The 13,050-nt window shown below is 33.8% G+C and carries 12 protein-coding genes and 1 tRNA gene; 7 read left to right on the forward strand and 6 right to left on the reverse strand.

Going from position 1 to position 13,050, the window contains the following annotated elements:
- The first annotated feature begins 4 nt into the window (after window positions 1-4).
- From cdaA to Q0951_RS08420, 3 genes are read left to right on the forward strand one after another with little or no spacing between them, the layout of a single operon-like run.
- Complete coding sequence (gene cdaA, locus Q0951_RS08410) at window positions 5-787, forward strand: diadenylate cyclase CdaA (RefSeq protein WP_299336127.1); 783 nt, start codon at window positions 5-7, stop codon at window positions 785-787.
- Window positions 788-1,603 (forward strand): DUF3667 domain-containing protein, encoded by an 816-nt coding sequence (locus Q0951_RS08415; RefSeq protein ID WP_299336128.1) that lies wholly within the window; start codon window positions 788-790, stop codon window positions 1,601-1,603.
- 4 nt (window positions 1,604-1,607) lie between these two features.
- Window positions 1,608-2,402 (forward strand): DUF3667 domain-containing protein, encoded by a 795-nt coding sequence (locus tag Q0951_RS08420; protein WP_299336129.1) that lies wholly within the window; start codon window positions 1,608-1,610, stop codon window positions 2,400-2,402.
- Here the strand turns inward: Q0951_RS08420 and Q0951_RS08425 are convergent, their stop codons facing one another.
- Together Q0951_RS08425 and truA are read right to left on the reverse strand one after the other, a co-directional pair.
- Window positions 2,403-4,169: an ABC transporter ATP-binding protein gene (locus Q0951_RS08425; RefSeq protein WP_299336130.1), complete on the reverse strand. Its 1,767-nt coding sequence runs from the start codon at window positions 4,167-4,169 to the stop codon at window positions 2,403-2,405. It abuts the gene before it with no gap.
- Window positions 4,170-4,176: 7 nt separating this feature from the next.
- Window positions 4,177-4,917 (reverse strand): tRNA pseudouridine(38-40) synthase TruA, encoded by a 741-nt coding sequence (gene truA / locus Q0951_RS08430; RefSeq protein WP_299336131.1) that lies wholly within the window; start codon window positions 4,915-4,917, stop codon window positions 4,177-4,179.
- Window positions 4,918-5,037: 120 nt separating this feature from the next.
- Between truA and Q0951_RS08435 the strand changes: the two genes are divergently transcribed.
- Window positions 5,038-5,532: a metallophosphoesterase family protein gene (locus Q0951_RS08435; RefSeq protein ID WP_299336132.1), complete on the forward strand. Its 495-nt coding sequence runs from the start codon at window positions 5,038-5,040 to the stop codon at window positions 5,530-5,532.
- A 64-nt stretch (window positions 5,533-5,596) separates the two neighbouring features.
- Here Q0951_RS08435 and Q0951_RS08440 read toward each other — a convergent pair whose 3' ends face one another.
- A complete protein-coding gene (locus Q0951_RS08440; RefSeq protein ID WP_299336133.1) occupies window positions 5,597-6,007 on the reverse strand; it encodes a DUF4293 domain-containing protein in 411 nt (136 codons plus the stop codon).
- A gap of 223 nt (window positions 6,008-6,230) precedes the next feature.
- Between Q0951_RS08440 and rho the strand changes: the two genes are divergently transcribed.
- The gene (gene rho / locus Q0951_RS08445; protein WP_299336134.1) at window positions 6,231-7,865 is read left to right on the forward strand and encodes a transcription termination factor Rho; all 1,635 of its coding nucleotides are present in this window, start codon (window positions 6,231-6,233) and stop codon (window positions 7,863-7,865) included.
- Window positions 7,866-7,995: 130 nt separating this feature from the next.
- On the opposite strand, the gene rpsT is transcribed toward rho, so the two are convergent.
- The 3 genes from rpsT to proS all read right to left on the reverse strand — a co-directional run bounded on the left by rpsT (window position 7,996) and on the right by proS (window position 9,972).
- Entirely contained in the window at window positions 7,996-8,250 is a 255-nt protein-coding gene (rpsT, locus tag Q0951_RS08450) for a 30S ribosomal protein S20 (protein ID WP_299336135.1), read from the reverse strand.
- A 26-nt stretch (window positions 8,251-8,276) separates the two neighbouring features.
- A tRNA-Glu gene (locus Q0951_RS08455) sits at window positions 8,277-8,348 on the reverse strand.
- A 145-nt stretch (window positions 8,349-8,493) separates the two neighbouring features.
- Entirely contained in the window at window positions 8,494-9,972 is a 1,479-nt protein-coding gene (gene proS, locus Q0951_RS08460) for a proline--tRNA ligase (protein ID WP_299336136.1), read from the reverse strand.
- Between the two features lie 100 nt (window positions 9,973-10,072).
- Between proS and Q0951_RS08465 the strand changes: the two genes are divergently transcribed.
- Together Q0951_RS08465 and Q0951_RS08470 are read left to right on the forward strand one after the other, a co-directional pair.
- Window positions 10,073-11,149 carry a hypothetical protein gene (locus tag Q0951_RS08465; protein ID WP_299336137.1) on the forward strand — a complete coding sequence of 359 codons (1,077 nt, stop codon included), beginning with the start codon at window positions 10,073-10,075 and terminating at the stop codon, window positions 11,147-11,149.
- A 38-nt stretch (window positions 11,150-11,187) separates the two neighbouring features.
- Complete coding sequence (locus Q0951_RS08470) at window positions 11,188-12,705, forward strand: OmpP1/FadL family transporter (RefSeq protein ID WP_299336138.1); 1,518 nt, start codon at window positions 11,188-11,190, stop codon at window positions 12,703-12,705.
- The last annotated feature ends 345 nt before the right edge of the window (window positions 12,706-13,050 follow it).

Below are 13,050 nucleotides of genomic sequence, written 5' to 3' on the forward strand. Positions count from 1 at the left end.
CGCCTTGGATAGATTCAAATTTTGGGATTTTGGAATTATAGATTTTATAGACGTCTTTTTAGTCGCTATCCTTCTGTATTATGTCTATAAGCTAGTTAAAGGCACAGTAGCTGTAAATATCTTTATCGGTATCATCATCATATATCTTGTTTGGAGAGTGACAGACATTCTCGACATGTATATGCTTCATCGTATTTTTGATGGCTTTATAAAAGTTGGTATTATAGCGCTTATTGTCGTTTTTCAGCCAGAGATTAGGAAATTTCTGCTTATGGTTGGATCCACCAATTTAAGTGGTCGTGGAAAGTTTTTCAAAAAGATGAAATTCTTAAAAACTGAGACAGAAACTGAAACCGATATTAATGCACTCATTAATGCCTGTCAGAGAATGTCGGCATCTAAAACTGGTGCTCTCATTGTTTTAGAACGCAATAATAGTCTGGACTTCCTGACCAACACAGGTGACGAAATGAACATTAAAGTCACTCAACCCATTATAGAAAGTATATTCTTTAAAAATAGTCCGTTGCATGATGGCGCAATTATTATTGAAAATAATATAGTTAAAGCCACACGTGTCATACTTCCTGTAAATAACGATAAGAATATTCCACAACGTTTTGGTTTACGTCATCGTGCTGCTGTTGGTATTACTGAAAAAACAGATGCGGTAGCTTTAGTGGTTAGTGAAGAAACTGGACAAATCTCGTACATAAAAAACGGAGAATTTACTATGTTCGAGGACATCCAGGAGCTTACCACATTACTTTATAAAGATCTTGCTTAGATGAATTGCAGAAACTGTAATAGCAGCTTAGACGAACGCATTAATTATTGCCCATTATGCGGAGCTAAAATAGTTAGAAACAGATTGACACTCAAAAACATCTGGTCAGACATCAACGCACAGTTTTTAAGTATAGATAATAAATTATTCCAAACCTTTATCCATCTATTTTCTAAACCTGAAGTTGTAATCAACGGATTTATTGAAGGCACCAGAAAAAAGTATGTAAATGTCATTCAATATTTTGCCATAGCATTAACACTTGTTGGTCTTCAGGTATTTTTAATGAATACCTTTTTTAGGGAAGCCATGGTTTTCGATTCGCCGTTTTTTGATGCATTAAATCAAAATGCTAAAGCACAAGAGAATAATCCGTTTAATAACTTTGACTATGAACAATTCAACAATTATCAAAGTTTAATTTACACGATGAGTGTGCCTATATCGGCAATATCAACATGGATAGCTTATTGGATAGCAGGCATACGACGTTTTAATTTTACTGAGCATGTAGTTATCAACTTGTATTATTCTGCTCAGGTAATCATCATTACAGCATTTATTACCATCTTATTTTTATGCTTGGGCATTGATTTTTTATTGACCTCATCGCTTACATTTTTATTTACACTAGTCTACTTCTTTTATGTACTCAAGCGTGTGTTCAATACCTCTATTTTAGAAACCGTTGCCCATTATATGCTGGTAATGGTTATGTTTGTAATTCTCTTTATTATAGCTATGGTAATAGCTGTTATTATAGGAATTATTATAGTACTTGTAAAAAAAGGTGCAGTAGTTAACACCGTTAATTAGTGAAATGAATTGCAAGAATTGTCATACCGAACTTACAGCAGACAGCGACTTTTGTAATCGTTGCGGAGGAAAAGTGATTAGAAATCGCTTAACATTCAAAAATCTTTTTGAGCATATTAGCGAGACGTTTTTCAATTATGACAACAAACTGCTCAGAACGTTTGTTGATTTATTTAAAAAGCCTGAAGCTGTTATTGATGCTTATGTAAAAGGAGTAAGAAAACGCTACGTTAATCCTTTGAGTTTCTTTGGGATTACCCTAACAATCAGTGGATTATCAGTATTTATAATCAAAAAATACTATTTAGAATATCTGGATTTTTCAAAGATGTTCAGTGAAGAACTCATTAATAATCCTGTCTCTAAGCAAATGTTGGAGGATTCAGCAACTGGTGGCACATTCGAATATAGTTCTCTAATTTTATCTGCAATGATTCCTATAATGGCTATCATTTCATTTGTAGTCTTTTTTGACAAACGTTATAATTTGACAGAACACATCATCCTTTACATGTACGGTATGTCAACAATTATAATAATCTCAGTATTTGCAGGACAATTGGTACTTTTCTTTATTCCTGAAAAATATTTATTGTTTTCTTTATTATTATACCTCGTCATGTTCATATATCATTCTTATGTTTTGAAACGAATTTTCAAACTAGGCTTTGGACAATTACTTTTAAGAATCTTATTTTTCTTCGCAGTTTTCGTGGCTGTTTACATCATCACAATTATTATTTTCCTAATTATATTGTTTATAACAGGAGGTATTCAGGATTTTATACCAAAAAAATAATTATACCGCTTCAGCCTTTAAAAACTGAACCTCATAAAGGTTTCTGTAGTATCCATTTTCAACCTTAAGTAGTTCCTTGTGAGTACCCTTCTCTACAATTTTACCAGCATCCATAACAATGATCTGATCAGCTTGTTGCACAGTTGCTAATCGGTGTGCTATAACAATTGAGGTTCTGCCTTTAGTAATCTTATCAGTAGCATCCTGTATCAACTGTTCAGAATATGAATCTACTGAAGATGTCGCTTCATCTAAAATTAAAATACTAGGATTAGTTACATATGCTCTTAAGAAAGAAATAAGCTGACGCTGACCTGAGGACAACATTGCACCTCGCTCTTTAACATTGTAGTGGTAACCATTAGGCAGACTTGAAATGAAATCATGAATACCAATATCTTTAGCAGCCTGAATGACTTGTTCTTCAGAAATATTTGAATCCTTTAAGGTAATATTATTTAAAATAGTATCAGCAAACAAAAATACATCTTGAAGTACAACGGCTATCTGTGCTCGCAATGATTTTAAAGTTAAACTCTTTATATCTACACCATCAATGCATATAGTTCCTTCGCTGATATCATAAAAACGATTGAGCAAATTAATAATTGTTGACTTTCCAGCGCCTGTTGCACCTACAATCGCAACCGTTTCACCAGCTTTCACATTTAGATCAATTCCCTTTAAGACCTCTTCGCCTTCAACATAAGAGAAATGTACATTCTTAAATGATATATCACCTTTAAACTCATTAGCCTCTTCACTACCTGAGTCGTCAATTTGTGATGTCGTATCTAAAACTTTAAATACACGATCTGCGGCAACCATTCCCATTTGAAGGGTGTTGAACTTATTGGCAATTTGATTTAATGGTCTAAAAAGCATTGGTACAAACATGATAAAAGCAAAGAGATCTCCTTTCGTAGCGGTTCCCTGTATCACAACCATTAATCCTCCAACCCAAATTATGGTTCCCAATGTGATAGATGACAGTAGATCTGCGATTGGAAAAAATACTGAATTATACCAAACCGTTTTTAACCATCCTTTTTTATGACGTTCATTAATTTCTTTAAACTTCTTAAATTCAGTATCCTCGCGTGTGAAAAGCTGGAGAATTTTCATACCAGTAACACGTTCCTGTACAAAGGAGTTTAGATTAGAAACTTCATTTCGAACTTCTTCAAAAGCACGCTTCATATACTTCTGAAAAATCTTAGTTGCAAACACAACAATTGGCATTGTTACAAAAGCAATCATACTTAATTTCCAATTCAGGAACAACATCATACCTCCAACAACGAGCATCTTCAAAATATCACTAAAGATCATAAAGAGTCCTTGCCCAAAGATATCTGCAATACGCTCCATATCAGTCACTGTTCTTGTGATTAGAACACCAACAGAGGATTTATCAAAATACTTCATCCTAAAACGAAGCACATGATTATACAGCTTCACTCTAATATCCTTAACTACTGATTGCCCTAACCAGCTCGCATAATAAATAAAGAGTAACTGACTTATAACTTCCAAGATCAAAAGGACCAACATGGCAATGATGTAAAACAAGAAGCCATCATATTCTTTTAATGCAATATGATTATCAATAGCTTTTTGCAGAACTAATGGTCTCAAAGCACCAAAAACAGCAAGGCCAATCACACAAAGTAATGATCCTGAAAACACCAGCTTATAAGGCTGTATGTAATGTAATAGACGCTTAAACAACGTAAGGTCAAATGCTTTTGTCTTTTTGTTTTCCATTTAAATTCTAAACATTTATATGTTTTGGATACGTAATACCAACCAAATATAATCCTTGAGCAGGCACAGAAAATCCTGCTTGGCTCCTATCCTTAGACTTTATAATATCATGCAAAGCGTCTAGTTCTATTTTACCCAAACCAATATTGATTAACGTACCAACTATTGCTCTTACCATATTTCTTAAAAAACGATCAGCTTTAATATTAAAAACCAATTCGTCATTCTTAGAAATCCATTCAGCATGCATGAGTTTACAATGATACGTTTTTACATCTGTATTCACTTTTGAAAAGCATTGAAAATCGTTATACTGCAATAGAATCTCACAAGCTTTATTCATAAGATCCATATTTAATTCTTTCTGTAAGGTATAAGCATACTCATGATTGAACACATTTTTACGAGTTGAAATCCTGTAATTATATGTTCTGCTTAACGCATCAAATCTTGCATGTGCATCATCTGTAACAGCAAATATATGGTGTATTGAAATATCTTTTGGAAGAAAAGAATTGAGTTTGAATACCAAATTTTCAGGTAATGTTCCATCAAAATCAAAATGCGCATACATTTGAGATGCATGAACTCCTGCATCAGTTCTTCCAGCACCAACAATTGTAATCTCATTTGATAAAAGGGTAGATAGTGCTTTTTCTAAAACCTCCTGTACAGAGATTGCATCAGGTTGATTTTGCCAACCATGATATGCTTTTCCGTTATATGATAATTCGATAAAAAAACGCAATAGAAATATTACTTTTGTACACGCACAAAGATAATTGTTTTTAGCGCTTATCAGATACCATTAACATAATTAAAGGTTTTCCTCGGAAAATGAAAATGAATGTAAAAACTGAACAGTTTCATGACAAAAATCCTATTACTTTCTGATACACACGGTTATATAGACGATGCTATTCTAAAGTATGTCAAAGAAGCTGATGAAGTATGGCATGCTGGAGATATAGGTGATCTCAACGTTACCGACACTATTAAACAACTGAAGCCTCTACGAGCTGTATATGGGAACATTGATGATGCTAAAGCGCGTGTTGAATTTCCAGAAAATAATCGGTTTATGTGTGAGGATGTAGATGTATGGATAACACATATTGGTGGCTATCCTCCAAAATACAACATGAGAACTCGAGACCTCTTAAAAGAAAATCCACCTCGTATTTTCATTAGTGGTCACTCCCACATTTTAAAAGTCATGCCAGACAAGCGTCATAACCTAATACATATGAATCCTGGTGCAGTAGGTAAACATGGATTTCATAAGATAAGAACGATGTTGAGATTTACTATAGATGGAAAAAAAATTGAAAATTTAGAAGTTATAGAATTCCCAAAACGCTAAGTGAATAAAAAACCCAAGGTCTTCACCTTGGGTTTACGCACTAAAATAATTAAGATAATAGGGTTTATCGCAATCGATCGACAGATTTTACGAGGTCTTCATCCTTTTTTATGGCTTTATTGGCCATGACCAATAACACGATAGATAAAATAGGTATGAATATCCCAACACCCTTCTCAGAGATATTACTCTCTCCAGGTGGTATTAGCAATTGATACACAAAAAATCCTAATAAAATAAAGTTTAATATGATATTAAGTCGTCCCAAAACAAATTGAAACTTCCTGTTTTTATAACTAAATATTGATATCAAAGATAATAAAGCTGAACCTAAAAACAAGCCTAAGTATAAATACTCATCCTTAGCATAAACAAGCATATCATCGTTATTTACCCATAAATGAACTACAAATATTAAACCAGCAGACACTGCTGCTGCTAGCAAAAGATATATAGTTTGTATACGTTGAATCATTTATAACTATCAATAATGAAGCACAAAATTAATAGTTTCTTTTTAAAAGTTATATTAAATTTTAAAAATAAAATTGTATTATTGCATTAATAATCGGTTACCCACAGAGTAGCAGGTTGTTAAATCTTCAGATTTTTTTCAAATTTTTCCCGTTATTTTAGTTTTCAGAAAAGATAAGAAACAAATCCATTTCAAAGAATAAACTTAATTAGTACACATATTCATGTTCGAAATTTCCGAATTAAAAGCAAAGAAGCTTCCTGAACTTCAGGAGATTGCCCAAAAATTAAATGTTCCTAAATACCGTAGCTTAAAAAAATTAGATCTTGTTTATCAAATTTTAGATTTTCAAGCAGCTAATCCTGATGCGGTAAAAAAAGAAGCATCCAAAGATGCTACAAAAAAGCCAGAACAAAAAAAACCAACTCAACAAAGAAAGCCTAGAGCTCGTGTTGAGAAAACAAAAGAGGATAATCCTTCTCAGCAAAAGATGGAATTAGATGATAAAAAAGAAGATAAATCTTCTCAAAAAAAATCTAATGACAAGAAGGACAACAGAAATAATCCAAGACACAATAACCAGAATAACGATAACCGTTCAAAAAATTCTAATGACAATAAGCAAAGTAATCGTCAGAAGAATGATAACAAACAAAATAATCCGCGTTCTAAAGACGGTAACCAACATAAAAATAATGGAAACAAAGATAATCGTAACCGTTACAGAGAGCCTGATTTTGAATTTGATGCTATCATCGAGAGTGAAGGTGTATTAGATATTATGCAGGATGGTTATGGGTTCTTACGCTCGTCTGACTATAATTATCTATCATCTCCAGATGACATTTATGTATCTCAGTCTCAAATACGATTATTTGGTCTAAAAACTGGTGATACGGTTTTAGGTCATGTAAGACCTCCAAAAGAAGGTGAAAAATATTTCCCTTTAATAAAGGTGAGTAAAATCAATGGTCAAAAACCTGAAGTAGTAAGAGACCGTGTATCTTTTGAACATTTAACGCCTTTATTTCCTCAGGAAAAATTTAACATTGCAGAAAAGCAAAGTACCATATCAACAAGAATCATGGATTTGTTTTCACCAATAGGAAAAGGACAACGTGGTATGATAGTATCGCAACCAAAAACAGGTAAAACCATGTTATTGAAAGATGTTGCCAATGCTATTGCTGCCAATCATCCAGAGGTTTACCAGATGATCTTATTAATTGATGAACGTCCTGAAGAGGTAACAGACATGCAACGTAATGTACGTGGTGAAGTTATAGCCTCTACATTTGACAAAGAAGCACATGAACACGTTAAGATTGCGAATATTGTATTAGAAAAAGCAAAACGCTTAGTAGAATGTGGTCATGATGTGGTCATCTTATTAGATTCTATTACCCGTTTGGCGAGAGCCTATAATACGGTTCAGCCTGCTTCTGGAAAAATATTAAGTGGAGGTGTTGATGCAAATGCACTACACAAACCAAAACGTTTCTTTGGAGCTGCTCGAAATATTGAAAATGGAGGTTCCTTAACTATTATTGCAACAGCATTAACAGAAACTGGTTCTAAAATGGATGAAGTGATCTTCGAAGAATTTAAAGGAACTGGTAATATGGAGTTACAATTAGATCGTAAGATATCTAATCGTCGTATTTTCCCTGCTATTGATTTAACATCGTCTAGTACACGTAGAGATGATCTATTGCTTGAAGACTCTACTATTCAAAGAATGTGGGTGATGCGAAAGTATTTAGCAGACATGAATCCAGTAGAAGCAATGGAATTTATTAACGATAGATTCAAACAAACCAGAAACAATGAAGAGTTCTTAGTATCTATGAACGGATAGCGAAATATTTATTAACTAAAAAAGCTCTTAATTTTCATTAAGAGCTTTTTTTTATTATTAGTATTACACGACAAATTAAAAAAGCCTTTCTATTCGAAAGGCTTTTAATAATTTTAATTGTCAGTTCTTGTTAGCTTAGGGTAGCTACATGCTTAGTTAACTTAGACTTTAAGTTAGCTGCTTTGTTATCATGAATGATATTATTCTTTGCCAATTTATCGATCATTGAAAGTACTGATGGCAAATACTCATTTGCATCTTTAGCTTTCTCCATATCACGTAATCTTTTGATAGCACCACGTGTTGTTTTGTGCTGGTATCTGTTACGTAAACGTTTTGCTTCGTTACTTCTAATTCTTTTTAATGCTGACTTATGATTTGCCATTGTATTTCTTTCTTATTAAAAAATTGTAGCCCGTAGGGGAATCGAACCCCTCTTACCAGGATGAAAACCTGGCGTCCTAGCCGATAGACGAACGGGCCATTTGAGTTATTCCAATAGTAGTTCAATAAAATTTATTGTTATTAAAACCACTTTTCAAATGAACGTGCAATTACTCATTGCGGATGCAAAAATACAACTATTTTTAAATGTTGCAACACCTAGATAAACTTTTTTAAAAAAAATTTAATATGCCTTTGCAAATAACACTCTGTTAGTTGACGGTTTTCCGCTGTAGACGCAAGCTCCATCGTCATTTTTAACATCCATTGGTATACATCTAATTGTTGCCTTCGTCAACTCTTTTATCTTTTGCTCAGTTTCAATTGTACCATCCCAATGTGCAGAAACAAATCCTCCTTTGCTCTCCAAAACGCTTTTGAATGTTTCAAAATCATCAACTTCAGTAACGTGAGAATTTCTATAATCAAGAGCTTTACTAAATAATTCTTCCTGAATTGTTTTCAGTAGCGAATCAACTCTAGAAACCAGATTAGATATGTTAACAATCTCTTTTGACAGCGTATCTCTCCTTGCCAACTCAACTGTTTCATTTTCTAAATCTTTAGGACCTATAGCTATACGTAAAGGAACACCTTGTAATTCATGCTGTGCAAACTTAGCACCAGGTCTATGAGTAGTTCTTGAATCAAACTTGCAACTAATATTTAAGGCCTTTAAATCTTTTATGATACTCTCGGCTTTTTCTGTTATGATCTCTAGTTGTTCTTCATTCTTATATATAGGAACAATTACAACCTGAGATGGAGCTAAGTTTGGAGGTAACACAAGTCCTTTATCATCACTATGAGTCATAATCAATGCTCCCATCAATCGAGTAGAAACTCCCCATGATGTAGCCCAAACATAATCAAGCTTACCTTCATTATTGGTAAACTTAACATCAAAAGCCTTTGCAAAATTCTGTCCTAAAAAGTGAGATGTACCTGCCTGTAATGCCTTTCCGTCCTGCATCAAAGCTTCAATACAATAAGTCTCAACTGCACCAGCAAAGCGTTCACTTTCAGTTTTTACTCCTTTAATAACCGGAATTGCCATAAAGTTTTCAGCAAACTCTGCATATACATTGTTCATTTGTTCAGCCTCAGTTATTGCTTCAGCCTTTGTTGCATGAGCTGTATGACCTTCTTGCCATAAAAACTCAGCTGTACGTAAAAATAAACGTGTTCTCATTTCCCAACGCACAACGTTTGCCCATTGGTTAATTAATATTGGAAGATCTCTGTAGCTTTGTATCCAACCTTTATATGTATTCCAGATGATAGCTTCACTTGTTGGTCTCACGACAAGCTCTTCTTCTAACTTAGCTGCAGGATCCACACGAAGTTTTCCTTCGTTATCTGGATCATTTTGCAATCTGTAATGTGTAACAACTGCACATTCTTTTGCAAAACCTTCGGCATTTTTTTCTTCAGCCTCAAATAAACTTTTAGGCACGAAAAGTGGAAAATAAGCGTTCTGATGACCAGTTTCTTTAAACATTCTGTCTAATTCAGCTTGCATTTTTTCCCAAATTGCATAACCATACGGTTTTATGACCATACACCCTCTAACAGCAGAATTCTCTGCTAAATCAGCCTTAACAACCAATTCATTATACCATTTGGAATAGTCCTCTGCTCTACTTGTAAGATTTTTACTCATTTCTAGTGTTTTGGCACAAAATTTGTGATTATGTTAAATAAAAAAATAGTTCAGCAAAACTAACTATTTTTGTAATGTTCAACAATAAAAATCAATAGATATGCAATTAAACAATTACATACAGACCAAAATTCCATTTTTTGTTGCACTAAGCTTTACATTTTTGTTAGCTTCTTGTGGTTCGTACCAATACGTTGGTTCATACAGTGATGGTATCTACAGTGATGATGAAGTAGTATACGAAGAAGCACCTTCTCGTGAAGCTGAAGCAAATAGTGTCTACAAAGATTATTTTGATGAAAAAGCTGAAATGTACAATACCATTCCAGATGATGGAAGTGCTATCTTTACTGATATAGATTCTTATGTTGGCAATTACGACGAAACATCCGAAGCCGAAGAAGTACCAACAGGAAATGCTGGTTGGGGACAAGACAGTGATCATGTATCTATTAATGTTATCAATACAGGATGGAATACCTGGGGTTGGAATGCCGGATGGGGTTGGAACAACTGGGGCTGGAACCGCTGGGGCTTTAATGGCTTATGGAATAGACCTTTTTGGAATGTTGGATTAGGATGGGGCTGGAACAACTGGGGCTGGAATGTTGGATGGAATGCCTGGAATCCTGGATGGGGATGGGGTTATAACACATGGTGCCCACCTGGTTACTATTATGGCAATAACAACTTAGCATTCAACTATGGTAGAAGAGGTTCTAATCTATCGAGGTTAAATAGAAATAGAGTAAACAGTAGGAATCTAGCATATTCAGGACGTAGAAATTCTACTGCCCTAAATAATAGAAGAGCAACATCATTTAGACCTAATTCATCGAACTCAAGAATTAGTCGAAGTATTAATAATTCTAGAATAAGAACAAATTCACGAAGTAATAATACTAGAATAAGACCTAGTGGTTCTACAAGAAGACCAGCTACAAGATCAAACAATAGCAGAGTCAGACCTAGTGGTACTTCTACCAGAAGACCTACTACTCGTAGTAATAATTCTCGTGTGAGATCAAACTCTTCATCTACAAGACGAAGCCCAGCTGTAAGAAGAAGTAGCGGAAGTAGTAGAAGTAGTGGATCTATGAGATCAGGAGGTAGCTCAAGAAGCAGTGGTTCATCTAGAGGTGGTTCATCTAGAGGTGGTTCTGGACGTAGAGGATAATCTAATTTTATTTAGTTCTTTAATTACAAATATTTAATATGAAAAAGTTAACTATACTAGTCATAGGTGTACTATCTATGTCTAATATCATGGCCCAAGATATATCTGATGCGCTTAGATATTCACAAGATGAAATACAAGGAACAGCTCGTTTTAGAGCTATGAGTGGCGCTTTTGGAGCTTTAGGAGGAGATTTGTCAGCAGTCAGTCTCAATCCAGCAGGTTCTGCCATATTTAGCAACAGTCACGCCTCTGTTTCACTATCAAGTTTAAATATTGACAATGATATCTCTTATTTTAACGGACTAAGTTCATCATCTGAGTCTAAGATTGACTTACATCAAGCTGGTGCGGCTTTCGTATTTAAAAATAGAGACGAAAACTCTCCATGGAAAAAGTTCGTTCTTAGTATTGCATATGATAAAACTGCTAATTATGATGATCAATGGTCAGCGTCAGGACAAAATACAAATTCAATAGATAGTTATTTTCTAGCCTATGCTCAAGGACAAAGACTGGATGAAATATCTGCTTTTCCTGGAGAAACAATTACCGAAGCTTATGGCGAAATTGGAGCGTTTTATGGTTTTGGAAATCAACAAGCATTTCTTGGATACGAATCATTTATTCTAGAACCAGAAAGTAATACAGATGAAAACACTGTTTACACTTCAAATATTGCGCCTGGCACCTTTAACCAAAGGTATAACTATGTTGCGAGAGGTTATAATGGTAAGATTAGCTTCAATGCGTCCTCACAATATGAAGACAGGTTGTATTTAGGAATCAATCTTAATGCTCATTTCATAAACTATGAAAGATTCACCTCTTTTGATGAATCAAACTCTAATGCAGGCTCTTTAGTAACTGATGTTGGATTTGATAATAGCTTGCTAACAAATGGGAATGGGTTTTCATTTCAGTTAGGAGCTATCTTAAAACTGACAAAAGAATTAAGAGCTGGATTTACATATAATTCCCCTACTTGGTTTACAATCACTGAAGAATCTTCACAAAGTATTGCCACTATAAGAAATGATGGTACTAATAATATTTCTGCATTTATCAATCCAAACATCATAAATATTTTTCCTGATTACAGATTACAATCACCAGGAAAAATCACAGGTAGTTTAGCCTACGTATTTGACAAGAAAGGTCTTATAAGCTTTGACTATTCTAGAAGAAATTATAAGAATACTGAACTTAGACCCAGCTCTGATCCTTTTTTCGCTTCTCAAAATGAACTAATGAATGATATTTTTAAAATTGCCAATACTTACAGAATTGGTGGAGAATACAAATACAAACAATTTAGTTTTAGAGGTGGTTACCGATTTGAAGAAAGTCCATACGAAGATGATTCTTTTTATGGTGATCTTACTGGTTATTCATTAGGATTAGGTTATGATTTTGGAAACACAAGATTAGATCTTACATATGATCAAGCTGAAAGAACAATAAACAATCAATTGTTTTCTGTTGGTCTTACCGATGCAGCTACTCTAGACACAAACAACTCAAATATCACATTATCATTGGCGTTTAATTTATAATGTCAATACTACATATCAAAAAAAAATACTGACTTGTTCAGTATTTTTTTTGTCTAAATTTTTACAGCTGTTTAATAATTAGCATCTAATCAACCCAATATAAAACTTTAAACAAAGCTTCATAATCAAGACAATTGAAATAGACGAATTAACTGAAAATCATAATTTATGCGCCATTAAATCAATGATTATTTAGCAATTATTACATAAAAAAAGCTATACATTGATGTATAGCTTTTTTCTTAATTATTTTATTTAGTTATCCCCATTATCTTTTCAGGGTAAAATGGGCTTTAAATTCTTTACGTGTACCAGTATTAGGTTCATTATACTCTACTACAAACC

Origin of the sequence: uncultured Psychroserpens sp. (assembly GCF_947501425.1) — a bacterium.
In the GTDB taxonomy this organism is placed as follows: domain Bacteria; phylum Bacteroidota; class Bacteroidia; order Flavobacteriales; family Flavobacteriaceae; genus Psychroserpens.